The 15520-nt window shown below is 29.6% G+C and carries 12 protein-coding genes; 10 read left to right on the top strand and 2 right to left on the bottom strand.

The annotated features are described in order from the left end of the window. Positions 1-86 precede the first annotated feature (86 nt). Genes ACVHXK_RS03905 through ACVHXK_RS03890 form a run of 4 tightly spaced genes read left to right on the top strand, consistent with a single transcriptional unit; the run spans position 87 to position 4949 of the window. Entirely contained in the window at positions 87-2207 is a 2121-nt protein-coding gene (locus tag ACVHXK_RS03905) for a dynamin family protein (protein WP_461205054.1), read from the top strand. A gap of 17 nt (positions 2208-2224) precedes the next feature. After that, positions 2225-2758 (top strand): hypothetical protein, encoded by a 534-nt coding sequence (locus ACVHXK_RS03900; RefSeq protein WP_461205053.1) that lies wholly within the window; start codon positions 2225-2227, stop codon positions 2756-2758. 18 nt (positions 2759-2776) lie between these two features. Next, positions 2777-4348 (top strand): dynamin family protein, encoded by a 1572-nt coding sequence (locus ACVHXK_RS03895; RefSeq protein ID WP_461205052.1) that lies wholly within the window; start codon positions 2777-2779, stop codon positions 4346-4348. 22 nt (positions 4349-4370) lie between these two features. Beyond that, on the top strand, positions 4371-4949 hold the full coding sequence (locus ACVHXK_RS03890) for a hypothetical protein (protein ID WP_461205051.1): 579 nt from the start codon (positions 4371-4373) through the stop codon (positions 4947-4949). Between the two features lie 31 nt (positions 4950-4980). Here the strand turns inward: ACVHXK_RS03890 and ACVHXK_RS03885 are convergent, their stop codons facing one another. Beyond that, a complete protein-coding gene (locus ACVHXK_RS03885) occupies positions 4981-5292 on the bottom strand; it encodes a phosphoribosyl-ATP pyrophosphohydrolase (RefSeq protein ID WP_461205050.1) in 312 nt (103 codons plus the stop codon). Positions 5293-5864: 572 nt separating this feature from the next. On the opposite strand from ACVHXK_RS03885, the gene ACVHXK_RS03880 reads away from it, so the two are divergent. The 3 genes from ACVHXK_RS03880 (at position 5865) to ACVHXK_RS03870 (ending at position 11742) form a co-directional block, all read left to right on the top strand. Continuing rightward, the gene (locus ACVHXK_RS03880; RefSeq protein WP_461205049.1) at positions 5865-6884 is read left to right on the top strand and encodes a hypothetical protein; all 1020 of its coding nucleotides are present in this window, start codon (positions 5865-5867) and stop codon (positions 6882-6884) included. A gap of 153 nt (positions 6885-7037) precedes the next feature. Continuing rightward, positions 7038-8243: an exonuclease SbcCD subunit D gene (locus tag ACVHXK_RS03875; RefSeq protein WP_461205048.1), complete on the top strand. Its 1206-nt coding sequence runs from the start codon at positions 7038-7040 to the stop codon at positions 8241-8243. Positions 8244-8247: 4 nt separating this feature from the next. Next, positions 8248-11742: an SbcC/MukB-like Walker B domain-containing protein gene (locus tag ACVHXK_RS03870; protein ID WP_461205047.1), complete on the top strand. Its 3495-nt coding sequence runs from the start codon at positions 8248-8250 to the stop codon at positions 11740-11742. Positions 11743-11883: 141 nt separating this feature from the next. Here ACVHXK_RS03870 and ACVHXK_RS03865 read toward each other — a convergent pair whose 3' ends face one another. Further along, positions 11884-12243 carry a DUF805 domain-containing protein gene (locus ACVHXK_RS03865; protein ID WP_461205046.1) on the bottom strand — a complete coding sequence of 120 codons (360 nt, stop codon included), beginning with the start codon at positions 12241-12243 and terminating at the stop codon, positions 11884-11886. A 319-nt stretch (positions 12244-12562) separates the two neighbouring features. Between ACVHXK_RS03865 and ACVHXK_RS03860 the strand changes: the two genes are divergently transcribed. The 3 genes from ACVHXK_RS03860 to ACVHXK_RS03850 all read left to right on the top strand — a co-directional run bounded on the left by ACVHXK_RS03860 (position 12563) and on the right by ACVHXK_RS03850 (position 15493). Then, complete coding sequence (locus ACVHXK_RS03860) at positions 12563-13576, top strand: HD-GYP domain-containing protein (RefSeq protein ID WP_461205045.1); 1014 nt, start codon at positions 12563-12565, stop codon at positions 13574-13576. Between the two features lie 195 nt (positions 13577-13771). Next, on the top strand, positions 13772-14383 hold the full coding sequence (locus tag ACVHXK_RS03855; protein ID WP_461205044.1) for a sugar transferase: 612 nt from the start codon (positions 13772-13774) through the stop codon (positions 14381-14383). Positions 14384-14392: 9 nt separating this feature from the next. After that, positions 14393-15493 (top strand): GNAT family N-acetyltransferase, encoded by a 1101-nt coding sequence (locus ACVHXK_RS03850; RefSeq protein WP_461205043.1) that lies wholly within the window; start codon positions 14393-14395, stop codon positions 15491-15493. The last annotated feature ends 27 nt before the right edge of the window (positions 15494-15520 follow it).

Genomic DNA, 15520 nt, shown 5'->3' with positions numbered 1-15520 from the left:
TTTAGTATTTTGTGATAAAAGTGTATTTTTCGAGGAAATATATAAATTTTTCGTATGCAATCTATTAAGTAAAGGGGAAGAGAAGTATGAGGTATGAACAGTCCAAAGAAAAAATTAGTACAATTTATGAAGCGGTAAAAAATTATTCAATATTAATTGGAGAGGAAGATGATAGTAATAAAATACCTGGTTTAGAAGAAGTTCCGGGATTGGGGATGACGGTAGAAAGTGAAGGGTTAATGGTAAAAGCAGAGGATATTAGAAAAGGTATCTTCAAAGTTATTGCCATGGGAGAGTTTAAACGAGGAAAAAGTACATTGATTAATGCAATAATAGGTAAGGAAACTGTACCAGTTAAAACAACTGCATGTACAGCAATTATTACTGTCCTTGTGTATGGTAGTAATATAGATAGAGCTTTTGTATATAAGGAAAGTAGTCCAGAACCAATTGAGATGTCATTAGAAGACTTTTTTGAAGAATATAAACTAACTTATAAAGATCAGGATATTATTGAAGAACAAGGACGGCTTGATAGATTTGCTGATGTTGAATATGCTGTAATAGAGTGTGAACACCCAATTATTGAAAATGGTGTTAGAATTATAGACTCACCTGGGCTAGGTGAAGCAGATAGTAGAAATAAAACAACAATGAATTTTATACCAAATGCGGATGCAATTATATTTTTATTAGATGCAGTTCACCTTTTTTCAAAAAATGATAAAGAGTATATCAGAGAGAATTTTTCAGATAGGCAATTAAAAAATGTGTTTTTTGTTATTAACAGAATCAACCAAATCAATGAACCTTTAGAAAGTATAAAGCCTGATGTAGAAAGACCGTTAAGATCTGTCTTTAAAGATGAAGATGGCAATTTAGATAAAGAACTTTTCAGTAAGAGAGTATTTTATGTTAATGCATATGGTGCTTTTAAAGCCAAGGAAAGTGGACATGATGATGATTTAGAAGATACAGGCTTTGTTGAATTTGAGAAGAATTTAGAAGAGTTTTTAACTTCTGATGATAGAATGGTTGCAACTTTCCAGTCTACATTAACTTCAATGGCAAATAAATACAAGAAAGCTGAAGCTCAAATTGAAGATAAAAAACAAGCATTAAGTACACCGTTAGAAAAATTAAAAAAAAATCATGTTCAATCAGAAAAAGTATTAAATGATTTAGAAACAAAAATCGAAGATATAAGGAAAATATATAGAAGTACTTGTTCCATGGTGCAGTCTAAGATTTATTATAGCTTAATTGATTTTGTATCAACTCAAATGCCTAATATGTGGGAAGCAGACGTAGAAAAGCTAAACGTAAAATTTGGAATGCAGGAAATGGGAAAATTAGCTACAAGTGTTTTAACTTTCAATAAAGATAAACGGGAAGAAAAACAAAATAGAATAATGCAACCTGTAGCTAAAGAAATAAAGGATTATATTATTGAAAAGATGGATGAATGGGGAAAAACAACTGACTTACTCATTCAACCAGAAATAGATAACCTTTATAGAGAATTATCAATTCAAGGTGAAGAATTTAGCTTGGAATTGACAAAGGCATCAAAAATATTTTCGGGAAATTTAGATGAACAGTATACAAATGATTCAAAAGCTAGTTCTGTTCAATTAGGTTTGAGTATACTTTTCTTTGATCCTAGTATTTTTGTGGAAAATGCAGCTGGAGGAAATTTCTCATGGGGAGAATGGATTAAAAAATTTGTAGTGCAAGTTGTAATTCAAACTTTGATATTCACCATATTTACTGGAGGATTAGCATGGATAGTTTTTATAATAGTAGAAGCTTTCCAAATTAATTCAGGTTCTACTAAAATGAAGGATAAATTATTAAAAGAGATTTCAGTAAAGCTATTCTCTAAATTAAAAGAAGAAATCCAACATAATCAAAACCTTATTTATAGTGGTATTGGAGATAAATTCGAAGAACAATTAGACAAAGTGTGTGAAAGTTCATATAAACTTATCGATGATGAAAGAAAAAGACAAAATGAAATTATTAAAAAGAAAAGCAAAAAAGAAATGGATTATGTTAAAGAAGTTAATAGAATGGATTCAATTCTTCAGATGATGTCATCGCTCTTAGGGAATGTTTATTATGAAATGTATAATAAAAAAATGACAAAAGAAGATATTAATAAAATTGGAGTTAATACAAATAAGGGTAACAAACAGATTGACTAATTAAACGGAGGATTGTTATGACATATAAAAAAGAATTTGAGCTACAATGGAAGAATTTTAATTCTGTTGTAGAATCTGAAATAATTAAACAAATTAAAGAAAATGGGAAAGTAACTATCAGTCAGTTGAATAGGGTGATTGATATTCAAAAAAATAAATGGTTAAGTTCTAATGAATATCAAGGAATCTGGTTATTAAAGCTTAAAGCTCAAAATGCTGAAATAGGTAGAAAGTTTGAAAAAGTAATAGATGAAATGGAATTTTCAGAGGTAGAAAGTACAAAGAGCTCCTCCTTTATGCCATATGTAGCCATTTCTATTGCAAGTGGTTTTTTATTCTTTTTTCTAGGGAAAATTATAAGTCTTGCTACTTGGCAATTATATGGCGCAGCGATAATTGCACCTATTATATTTGGAACTACATTCTATGGTTTTTGGAAGTCTCAAAATGTAAATAATAGATTAAAGGATCGTGAGATTTACCTAAAAGAATTAGATATGTGGAAGGAACAATTATTAGTTTTATGTTATTCTCTAGATAAAAATAATTAGATTAAAGGGATTGAGATAATGAATTTTATTTCAGAATATAGAAATCTTAATTTTGCTACTGAAAATATAATTAGTCAGACGGTTAATATGCATATTAAAGACTTAAAAAAAGATAAGGTAAGGGTGGCTTTCTGTGGTTCCTTTAAGTCAGGTAAATCCTCCCTTATTAATGCTTTATTAAAAGTTAGTATATTACCTACTCGTACTACAACAGCAACGGCTGTAATAACTAGGATATTTTATTCTAAAGAGCCATTAGCATATGTATTAGAAAGAAAGAGCAATGGGGAGCTTAGGAAAAAAGAAATTTTTTTGGATGATATAGCAACATATATCGTTATAAAAGAAAAGACACTTAGTGGTGTTATACTGCCCAAGGTAAAAGAAGTGTGTATAGGTATTCCAAGTGATATTTTGCGCTCTGGCATAGAGATTATTGATACCCCTGGTTTAGAAGATGATGATGAACTTACAAAAGTTACAATGGATGAGATAAATAGTACTGATTTAGCTGTAATAGTATTTAATGCATCACGATTTATTTCTAAAGAAGAGAAAAATATAACTAAAGATATAAATGATCTCCTTGGAGGGAATGTTCTATTTGCAATAAATAGGATTGATCAAGTGCACGAGATAGAATCGCTTAAAGCAGCAGCTGATTATTATTTAGGCAATTTTGGTAATGACTTAGTTGGGAAGAAATCTGTAGTATTTACCAGCGCTAAAGAATATCAACTGAAAATAGAAGATTTAGAGGTATTATTGAAAAAAGTACTAAATGAAGAAAATAAAACCAAAATAGCATATCATTCTCGACTTAATATTTTAAATGAATTATTGGAAATATCTATGAATGATACATTAAATAAATGGGAAGAATGTAGAGCTGAATGTGAAGAATTTGAAAAAAGACGTAAGGGTCAGTTAAATTCTTTGACTAAGAGTATGAGTATAAAAATTATGCAGCTCTGCAATAGGATTAATAATGTTAGATATAACATTAATGCCTATTTAGATCCATTTAAAAACACATGCATTACAATAGCAAAAAATGAAGGATTACTCCAAAATAATAATTTTAATACATATGCTTTATCACATTGTATAGAAAAAACTAATCAAATATTTACAGCTCAATTTCAAAATAAATTAGAGGGTTTATGTAGAGAATTTAATATTAATCTTAATGTAAGATTTTCAAGTAAATCAATTGTAACACCAGGAAAGATAGATGATTATCTTCAAAAGACATCAAAATTTAGCAATAGTATTATAGGACAGGCAGCAGTGAATATTTTTGGTCAATCTACATTTAATGAACTAGAGAGATTAATAAAGGGTGACAATAAGGAAAAATATTTACTGTCCTATTTAAAAGCAGTAGAAGATGAAATGGATATTTTAAAATTACAAATAAATAAAGCAATGGAAAATTTAGAATTAGAAGCTATGAAAAAGTCACAAAGCTATAACCCTATAGTAAATGTTCCTATAGAAATTAAAGCTACTTACTCTTTAATGAAGGAGTATGATTTAGCAGTAAAATGCTATAGAGAAAGTATATCAAAGGTAAATAGTTTATTATAATGAGTGTTTTGGAGGTGTGGGTGTGGATGTTAAAGTTCAAAAAATGATTATGAAGGCTTATAATGAAATCGAGGATAAAGAGAAAAAGAATTCTATAACTCAAGGATTAAGCGGTGCATTGGGATTTCCTTTTACTTTAGGTGCTGACGTAGGAGTAATAGCAGCTTTATATGCACCGATGTTTAGTAACATAAGAAGAACATTTGGTCGAACATCTAATCAGAATGATAAAATAGTACCTTTAATTAGTAATATTACATCAGAAATTTTATTTGACTTGGTTGCGGATAAAGTTTTAGGTAATATAGCTATAATTGGTATATACTTTAATGCCATTTGTGCAAGAGCAATGACTTGGAGGCTCGGAATATTATTTACCATGCTAGCAGCAAGAGGCGAAGATATTAATGAAAAACATATTAAAGATGCTGTAAAGCTCATCCGTCTTACTTTCCCACAAAAAAAGGCTTTTAGATTTACTAAACCTGATTATTATACTTTCAAAAAATTAATTAGTGAATTTCATGATATTTCTGAAACTGAGTTTTCAAAAAAAATTAGTAGTGATATTAGCTCAGTGTTAAATTTACCAGATATGTAGGTGTAGATGAATAAACTATTATCAAAATAGATTACTCGTAAACTTTCTCTAAAACAATATTTTTACAAAATCCGCCACGCTGAGCTTTTTTAGCTTGGCGTTTTTGCATTAGGTCTTCTTCGCTGTGCCCTAGTGTTTCACCTAGAGAGATTATTACTTCTAGGATGTCAGCTAATTCTTCAAGGTTTTTATCTTCATTGAATTCGGCTACTTCTTCGTCTAGTTTTTTAGTTAGAAGAGAAAGAACTTCATGTTTATCAGCAATGTGGAAATCGAATTCCTTGCCAGCAGCTTTTATAATTTCTGGGATTTTATCTCGTACTAATTTGTTGTATATTTTCATGTTGGGGGGGCTCCTTTTTTATAGTTCACAGTTTACAGTTCACAGTGCACAGTGCACAGTGCACAGTGCACAGTTCATAGTTTATAGTTGTTTGTAGATTGTCTGAAATTTGAAATGCTAATTAAAACATAATTTGCAATTTGCAATTAGCAATTTGCAATTAAGGATGATTTTGCTGCGCAAAATCTTTTAATCAATTAAATTATTAAAGATTTTCTGACCAAAGGGAAGAAAATCAACATCAATTGCAAATTGCAAATTGCAAATTGCACATTATCATTTAAAGATTGCAAATTGCAAATTGCAAATTGCACATTATCATTTAAAGATTGCAAATTGCACATTGCACATTGCAAATTATAAGTTAAAGATTGCACATTATAAGTTAAAGATTGCAAATTATAAGTAAAAGGTTGATAAGTATTAGTTTACTTTAGAATTTTTTGTTTGTAAATAATTTATAATTAGTTTGTGATTTTTCAAAAAAATTTTGTATTCCAATATGCATTGATGTAAAATTATCCTATACAAAATTAAATATTATGCAAAGGATAAGTAAAGGAGGATTTCTATTGAATAAGAAAAGATTTACTCTAATTGGATTAATTATAGGTATTGTAATTATTGCCATTATAAGTGTCGTTATTATACCTAGATTTGCAGGTTATAACGTAAAAGACAGCAAAGAGACATGCATTAGTAATCGAAGAAGTCTTTTCCGTACTTATTTGACGGGAAAAGTTTACGGAAATAGCGTAAATATGCAAGATATTATTGATAATAAATATTTTAATAATATTGGGGAGTGTCCAGATGAAGGAGAGTACACATTTACCGACAATGAGGAGTATGGGTATACTTTATCATGCTCAGTACATGGAGAAGTTCATGTTAATTTGGTCATTAGGGATGATGGTACTATACCGTATTCATTTGTTAAAGATAGTACATTTACTTCTACAGATGATTTGTTTGCAATAGCTATAGGAAATAGTAATAGTCATTGGAAAATTACAGAGACTGGATTGCAAAATAGCACTTCTGATGGGGAAAAGTTAATATATTTTGATAATTACTATGATGAATATTCTATTGAAACTACTGCAAATCTAAAAGATAACAAAGAAGGATATGGAATAATTTTTGAAACTTATGTTGATGATTCAAATAATGATGGAAACATTGGTAGATCAGAAGATTCAGGATATATATTTGAATTCGCCCCTGGATATAGTAGTGATGGCGCCCTAATATTTAGAGAGAGAACAGCAGATGGTGAGGGTGAATCAGTAGGTGTATTGAAAGATGCAAAAGGTAGAGCTATTGAAATCAATCCGTTGAGTTTTGATGAATTTAAAGGTCAAGGGCAGGATTTTTGGACAAATGAACATACTATCAAAATTAATGTAAATGAAATAAGCCCTTCGCAAAAGCAAGTTGATGTTTATGTTGACAATGTATTAGTAACAGGAGATTATGATATAAAAATAGACGCACTTATTGGTGAGCAAGAAAATAAAGCAGGCTTCAGAACCTGGGGAACTATAGAAGCAACTATTGAAGATTTGAATATTAAGCCTTTGTCCAATTAGGATATAGGGCTTTTACTGTATTTATAGTGTGCAGTTTGAAGAGTGAAGTTTTGAGTGTGGAATGTGGAGTATGAAGAGTAAAGGGTTAGAGTAAACAGTGAAGAATAAATAGTAAAGAGTGGTATGCAAATCTAACAAAGAAGGGAGTTAATCATGAAAATATTACATACTGGTGATTGGCATTTAGGTAAGAATTTAGAAGGAAAAAGCAGGATGGATGAGCAAGAGGATTTTTTAGAGGATTTTGCAGGTATAGTGGAAAAGAATGATATAGATTTGGTGATTATAGCTGGGGATATATATGATCATAGCAATCCGCCTGCCCGTGCTGAAAAGATGTTTTATGATACTTTAAAGAAAATTTCTTCAAATGGAGAAAGGCTTACTTTAGTGATTTCAGGAAATCATGATAACCCTGATAGATTAGTTGCAGCAGGGCCATTAGCTAGAGAGCATGGAATAATAATGGTAGGAACTCCAAAAACTGTTGTCATGCCAGGGGAATATGGAAATCACAAAATTGTAGCTTCAGGTGAAGGGTTCATTGAAATAGAGATAAATGATGAGAAGGCAGTTATACTTACTGTACCGTACCCAAGTGAGAAAAGATTAAATGAAGTGCTATACGGTGAAATGGATGAAGAGGAAGAACGATTAAAATCCTATAGCGATAGAATCCATTCATTATTCAGTTCATTAAGTGAAAATTATAGAGAAGACACAATTAATCTAGCAGTATCACATCTTTTTGCCATGGGAAGTCAAGAATCGGGTTCAGAGAGAAGTATACAATTAGGGGGAACTTATATTGTAGATAGAAGCTGTTTCCCTGATAAGGCTCAATATATTGCTCTTGGGCATATTCACAAACCACAGATTGTCCCAGGAACAGATGGTAGAGCTCGTTACTCTGGTTCACCTATTCATTATAGCAAAAAAGAAATTAACTTTACTAAAAAGTGTTATGTGGTGGATGTTAAAGCAGGGGAACCTTGCAATATTGAAGAAGTGCAATTTAAGGTATACAAGCCTATAGAAGTGTGGAAGTGTGGTTGTATAGAAGAAGCTATTACAAAAAGTGAAGAAAATAAAGATAGAGAGAGCTTTGTTTATTTAGAGATTACGACAGATAGATTTATAAGAGAAGATGAAATAAAACAAATGAAGGATTTCAAGAAAGATATTTTGGAGATTACCCCTATTTTAAAAGGTGAAGAGGGAGAAGAGATAGAGGGAACTAGTTTATCAGAAAAGTCTTTTGAGGAGATTTTCACAGAATTCTATTTCAAAGAGAGAAAAGTAGAACCAGATGAAGAATTAGTTCAGTTGTTATTATCTATTGTGGGTGAGGAGGCGTAAGAAAATGAAGCCAATTAAATTAAAAATCAAGGGATTAAATAGTTTTATAGATGAACAAGTAATAGACTTTGAAAAGCTTACGGATAGAGGACTGTTCGGGATTTTTGGGGATACAGGAAGTGGTAAATCAACTATACTTGATGGAATTACTCTAGCTCTATATGGAGTAGTTGCAAGGAAGAGTTCTAATTTTATTAATACCAATTGTGACAATATGAGCGTAAGTTATAAATTTCGAATTTCCGGCAAAGAAACTAAAACTTATATTGTAGATAGGCAGTTTAGAAGAGATAAAGGGACAGGAAATCCTAGGAGTAGTAATGCTAAAATAGTTGAATTAATAGATGATGAAACAGAAGTATTAGCCGATGGTGCAAATAGCGTTACTAAAATGTGCGAAGAAATAATTGGACTTAAAATAGACGATTTTTCAAGAACGGTAGTATTACCACAAGGTAAATTCAGTGAATTTTTGAAACTAGAAGGTAAAGCTAGGAGAGAAATGCTAGAAAGACTTTTTAATCTTCAAAAATACGGAGATGAATTGTCAAGAAAACTAGCCTTTGAGATTAGAAAAAATAAAGATGAAGATAATATTTTAAGTGGTGAGTTAAAAGGCTTTGAAGACATTAGTAAAAAGAAGCTAGATGATAATAAGGAAATATTAAAATCTATTAAAGAAAAATTAGAAGAAGCCATAGAAAATCAGACTAAGATTGAAAAGAATTTTAACGATGGGCAAGAACTTTGGAATCTACAAGAAGAATTAAATAAGTATAAGAAAGAAGAAACTAACCTAAAAGAGCAAGAAGAAAATATAAATAGCATAAAGAATAAAGTTGTACTTGGTGAGAGTGCCCTTAAAGTTAAACCTTATATAGATACATATGAAGGAATACTCAAAGATATAAGCAATATTGAAAAAAACTTGATAGATTTAAATAATGAATTAGAAGAGATTAATAAAGAGAAAAATACAGTTGAAGAGAAGTTAGATAAACTAAGGATTAAAAAGGAAAATGAAATACCTTTGCTAAAGATTAAAGAAGAAAAGGTAACACAGGCTATAAAAGAAAAAGAAAATCTAGACAATATAATTAAAGAAATTGAAGTATTAGAAGAAAAACATAGTCAGTTAAAAGAAATATTGAAAGACAAGGATATTCAGGGAGAGAAAATTGACAGTAATATCAAAAATATAAATGAAGTAATAGCTAAAAATGAAATTTCTATGGATTCCTTGAAAGTTGATTCTGAGTATAAAAACAAAGTGCAACAAGGACTCCTAATTAGCAATAAGCACTCTGACCTTAAAAAGCAGATAGATAAATTAAAAGAGAAGATATTAAAGACAAAAAAAGAAACTAATTCGAATTATGAGAATTACAAGTTATATACCGTAAAGGTTGAAGAAAAAGATAATGTTTTAAAAACCTTAAATATAGAACTAGAGACAATAAATAATAATTGTCCTGGTAATGAAGATGAACTATTAGAATTAAAAGAGAAGTTTATTAATGGCAAAAATACATGGGATAAATACAATAGATTAGAAAAAGAAATCAAGGAAATAGAAAGTAAAATCCAAAAATCGAAAACAGATTTTGCCTCCAAAAAAGAAGAAGAAGAGAAGGTTAAAAACAATTTAGAAAAATTAAAAGAAAAATTAAAACGAAGTGAAGAAGAAAGCCTTGCTCAAATACTTAGAGAGAAGCTTAAGCAAGGGGATATTTGCCCCGTTTGTGGTTCAAGAGAGCACAGCATAGAAAAAATAGAAATAAATGATTTAACTGGAATTGATGAATTGAAAAATAGCATTGATAAGGAAGAAAAGCTTTTAAAATCCATAGAGCAGTATATAACAAGAGAAGAAACTAATATTGTAAATGAAGAAAGCAAAGTAAAAGATAAAAGAAGGGAAATCCAGGAGCTAGGTGAGGATTTTAAACAATTAAGTGTGTACCAGCTTGAAAATAACTTTAAGATATTTAGCGAAAAATTTAAGGCCTTTAATGAAAAGAAGAAGATTACAGAAGATAAGATTAAGAATATAAAGGATGAAAAGAATACATTAGAAAGTAAACTTAGTGGTGCAAAGGCAAGTTATCATGAAAATAAAAAGCAATGTACTGATTATATAGATAGTTATAAAGTTATTGAGGAAGAAATGAAAAAGGTAGGGATTGACCTAGATGCCATAAAAACGGATATAGGGATAGAAGATTTTGAAGAAAAAAACAAAGAGATTTTGTTAAAGGACAAAAGTAGGACTTTTTTAGAAAAAGAAATTAAAAAGCATAGAAGTGAAGTTGAAGATTTATCTAGCATAAGAGAAAAATTAATTAAAGAAGTATCTAGGTTAAAAGAAGAAATTATGAAAGAGGCAACTACTATTATTGAGAAAAACAATAATAAAAAGGAAAAAATAGCATCCATCAAAGAAAAAGTTGGTGAGGAGAAGAATTTAGAGGAACTGGGTAAAAAAATCACTAAGGATATAAGTGAAATAGAAGAGAACTTTAAAATTACTGAAAAACAAAAAAAAGACATAGATGAAAAACACAAAGAGATAAATGACAGAATTGTAAGCAGCAAAGGACAATTAGAAACATTAACTAGTAGTAAAAAATCAGCAAAGGCCAAACTTGAAGATGTTTTGAATGAAGAGAAATTTGCAGACCTAGAAGAAGCAAAGAAAAACTATTTAGATAAGCAGAGCATAGATTCATATAAAAATAGCATAGAAAACTATTCAAAGGAATTAACTAAAGTACTTGGTGCTATAGAAAATGTAAGCAATAAGATAAATGGCAGAAGTTTACTTAAAGAGCAGTGGGAACAACTTAAAAATGAAAAAGAGGAAATTAAAGTTAAGGTAAAAGAATTAGATGAAGAGAGAATTAAAAAAGAAGAAGAAATAAATATATTAAAAGAGAAACTAAAAGAGCTAGGGGAATTAAAAAAGAAAAAAGAAAAACTTGAACATAAACTAGCTTTATTAAGTGATCTAGAAAAACTATTCAAAGGTAAAAAATTTGTAGAATATGTAGCAGCAAATCAGCTGAAATATATATCTATTGAAGCATCAAAGATTTTAAAAGAAATAACATCTGGGAATTATGCTCTAGAAGTTGACGAAAATGCAAGATTTATCATAAGAGATTATAAAAATGGTGGGGTAGAAAGAGATGTATCTACACTATCTGGGGGAGAAACTTTCTTATCTTCTCTAGCTCTTGCCTTAGCTCTATCATCACAAATCCAGTTAAAAGGAACAGCACCACTAGAGCTATTCTTCTTAGATGAAGGCTTTGGAACTCTTGATAATAATCTACTAGAAGTGGTAATAGAAGCACTAGAGAAAATACATCATGATAAACTCAAAGTGGGTATAATAAGCCATGTTGAATCACTGAAAAATAGAGTCCCTGTGAAGTTACTCTTAACACCAGCAGAATCAGGTAAGGGTGGTAGTAAGGTGAGACTTGAGAGAAGTTAGAAGGTATAAGAAAAAATCCAGTATCGTATTTGATACTGGATTTTTATTTATACAATTATAAATTATATAACGAAATTAATTTGATATAATATTTCAGCCGGTGAAGATACATAAGTTAGATAGTGTGCCTATATAAAAAACTTACATTCCTTTTATTTCTTTAGGATCTTGTCCAAAACTATTTTCTCCACGTGTACCTTCAGTACATACTAATACTAAGTACCATATAGGTCCTGCAAGTGGAATTAAAACAACTAACATAAACCAACCACTTTTATCAATATCGTGCATTCTTCTTATTGAAACAGCAATTGAAGGTAACAATACTGCCAAAGAATATAAGCTAGAAATAATTTTCATATCACTACCTATAATTCCATCTATAATACTTGCTAATACCATAAAAATAGCATTAAATAATATAAACATCCAATATTCTTTTCTTCTAGCACGTCCATCAAATTGAACATACTTTTTCAAAACATCTAAATACCAATTCATATAAAAAACCCCTTTTTAGTATAATGGCAACAACAATAGTAAATAATAGACACACGATTATTAACATTATATAACAAAAATTCATAAATTGTCAATACTATAGACATAAAATGAAAATATAGAATTAAATTTATATTTTGAATTGTGATTTTTATAAGTGAAAAATTTGTAGAAATAAATTGAAAAAATCAATTGTTTGATAATATATATTATGGTAGTATAAGTATAATAATACAGATTATAATAAGATGGTAAATAAGAGATTTATGTATAAAAAATAGAAAGAAAAATGTTATATTTTAAACTTAAGGAGATCTATATGGCCAGCTGTGCTGTTAACAAAGATAATTATAACAATGAATATTTTTTGCTTATATCATATGTTTTATCTGCAATCATAGTATTAATAGTCTACCATACAGGTGGCACACCTAATGTTTTTGCAAATTTAATGTATATACCTATTGCTATTACAGCATCAACACATGGCATAAAACATAGTTTATTAAATTCGGGACTATGTGGACTAGCTTTATGGTTTTTTGTCCCTAAAGAAGTAGTATCTACCGTTAATATTAATAGATTATCTAATGACTGGATTGTAAGAATAATAATATATCTCATAATTGCATTTGTGATTGGATATTTATCAGAATATTCTAAGAAAAACCTTAGACTTATTTATGAAAAAGAAAATGATATAGTAAATGCACAATTTGCCACTATCTATTCATTGGCTAAAATTTCCGAGGCACGGGATGAAGATACGGGTAAACATATAGAAAGAGTGGTTATATTCTCAGAACTATTGGCAAAAGAATTACATAATATAGATAAATTTAAAGACTATATAAATGACAAGTATATTGATAATATGTCTAAAGCAAGTGCCCTGCACGATATAGGGAAAGTGGCTATACCAGATAAAATATTACTTAAACCTGGTAAATTATCAAAGGAAGAGTTTGAAGTAATGAAAACTCACACAATAGCTGGTGCTAATACATTATCAAATGTAAGAGAGGAATTTCCCAACAATACATTTGTAGAAATTGGAATCAGGATAGTTAAATTTCATCATGAAAAATGGGATGGTAGCGGTTATCCTTATGGATTAAAAGGAGAAGATATTCCCTTGTCAGCAAGAATAGTAGCCGTTGTAGATGTTTACGATTCATTAAGATCTAAGAGGGTCTACAAAGAAGCTTTTTCTCATGAAGAAAGTATAAAAATAATTGAAGAAGGTATAGGCCTTCATTTTGACCCTGAAATCGCAGATGTTTTTTTGCAAAACGAAAAAGAATATAAAAAATTGTTTGATAGTATGATGTAACTTTTAAAGATTTTCTCACCAAAGGCAAGAAAATCAACATCAGTAATTGAAAATTGAAAATTATGTTTTAAAAAGCATTGCACAGTATATTTTAGAAAGCTAACCTTGAATTTTGAGGTTAGCTTTTTTGTTATTATAAAATACATTATTCTAGCATAGGATATAAAAGAGAAAATATTAATTGCTGGAGGCGATATGTATTACAAGATTTTTTTAAAAAGAATAATAGATTTTATCGGAGCTTTATGTGCTTTTATACTATTAAGTCCTCTCTTTTTGGTGGTTGCTGTATTTGTTTTGATTTGTTTAGGAAGACCTATCATATTTAAACAAAAAAGACCGGGGCGAAATGAAAAAATATTTACTATATACAAGTTTAGAACTATGACAGAAGAATTAGATGGAAATGGTCATCTGTTGAAAGACAGCCTTAGGTTAAATAAATGTGGAAGTTTTTTAAGAGCTACAAGTCTAGATGAACTACCGCAGTTATTTAACATAATAAAAGGGGATATGGCCATAGTAGGGCCAAGACCACTACTTATAAGATATTTACCTTTTTATACAAAGGAAGAAAAACTACGTCATACACTAAGACCAGGGCTAACTGGGCTAGCACAGATAAGTGGAAGGAACAATTTGAGTTGGGATGAGAGATTAGCTTTTGATATCCAGTATGTTAAAAATATTGGCTTCAAGTTTGATATTATGATCATTTTTAAAACAGTTTTAAAAGTAATAAAGAAGGATGGGGTACTAGTTCTTGAGGAAGATAATTTAAATGATTTAGATATTGAAAGAGGGTGATAAATAGTTATGATACTAGAACAAATAATCAAAGAACAAATAATCAAAGAACAAATAATTCAAGAAAAAGTAAATTGGAATAAGAGGATAGATGAGTTTTTGGCGAGGGATATATATTTTTACTACGATTATTTTGTTCCATTTATGAATAATGGAGATGGCAAACCTATATTATATTATATTCAGTGTCAATACGGTAAAGTGGCATATCCCTTTATGTTAAGAGATATTGGAGAAAGTGAAAATTTTAAGGGCAAAATTCCACTAAATAAATATTATGACATAAGTAGTGCCTATGGATATGGTGGCCCACTTTATGAAGTTTATGGTGATATTAGCAATTTAGAAAGTTTAAAAAGAACTTTCAATAAGGGCTTTAGTGACTTCTGTGGCAAGAATAAAATCGTGAGTCAATTTGATAGGTTTCACCCGTTAATAAAGAATAATTTATTTTTTAAAGGTTATTCGCAGCTTATTAAAATAAGAAAAACTATAGCAATGGATTTATCCAGCCAGGAAGAAATTTGGGACAACCTTAGCTCAAATTGTAAAAAGAATATAAGAAAAGCTGTAAAAAATAATGTAGAAGTAAGAATTGAAGATAATTTCAATACCCTTCATGAATTTGAAGATATGTACAAGCTTACAATGAAACGCAATGAAGCTATAGACTACTATTATTTTAATGAGAATTTTTTCAAAGACACAGTGGAAAATTTAAAAAATAACATAGTTATTGCAAATGCATATTATAACAAAAAAATAATTTCTTCAGCTCTCATAATGAAGAAAGATAAGTTTTTGCATTATCACTTTGCCGGGAGTTTTAAGGAATATAGTAATGTAAGAGCAAATAACATTTTAATATACGAAGTGGCCAAATGGGGCAATATAAATAATTATAAATATTTTCACTTAGGTGGTGGATACCAAAATCAGGATGATTCTTTGTATAGATTTAAAAAGAGTTTTTATAAATTGGGAGATAACGATTTTTACATAGGTAAGAAAATACATGATTTAGATAAATATAATTATCTGAAGGGTTTAGTGAAGAGGAAGGATGGAGTTAGCAGCAGCTTTTTCCCGGAATATAGAGAGGGATTTTAAATGCACAATGGACAAGGCACAATGATA

Source organism: Clostridium sp. DL1XJH146 (assembly GCF_054819755.1).
Note: the sequence above shows the minus strand (reverse complement) of the source record. Positions and strands in the feature narration are given on the sequence as shown.

Coding starts and splice junctions, on each gene's coding strand:
- ACVHXK_RS03905 (WP_461205054.1), top strand. CDS start 87: ATGAGGTATGAACAGTCCAAAGAAAAAATTAGTACAATTTATGAAGCG.
- ACVHXK_RS03900 (WP_461205053.1), top strand. CDS start 2,225: ATGACATATAAAAAAGAATTTGAGCTACAATGGAAGAATTTTAATTCT.
- ACVHXK_RS03895 (WP_461205052.1), top strand. CDS start 2,777: ATGAATTTTATTTCAGAATATAGAAATCTTAATTTTGCTACTGAAAAT.
- ACVHXK_RS03885 (WP_461205050.1), bottom strand. CDS start 5,292: ATGAAAATATACAACAAATTAGTACGAGATAAAATCCCAGAAATTATA.
- ACVHXK_RS03875 (WP_461205048.1), top strand. CDS start 7,038: ATGAAAATATTACATACTGGTGATTGGCATTTAGGTAAGAATTTAGAA.
- ACVHXK_RS03870 (WP_461205047.1), top strand. CDS start 8,248: ATGAAGCCAATTAAATTAAAAATCAAGGGATTAAATAGTTTTATAGAT.
- ACVHXK_RS03865 (WP_461205046.1), bottom strand. CDS start 12,243: ATGAATTGGTATTTAGATGTTTTGAAAAAGTATGTTCAATTTGATGGA.
- ACVHXK_RS03860 (WP_461205045.1), top strand. CDS start 12,563: ATGGCCAGCTGTGCTGTTAACAAAGATAATTATAACAATGAATATTTT.
- ACVHXK_RS03855 (WP_461205044.1), top strand. CDS start 13,772: ATGTATTACAAGATTTTTTTAAAAAGAATAATAGATTTTATCGGAGCT.
- ACVHXK_RS03850 (WP_461205043.1), top strand. CDS start 14,393: ATGATACTAGAACAAATAATCAAAGAACAAATAATCAAAGAACAAATA.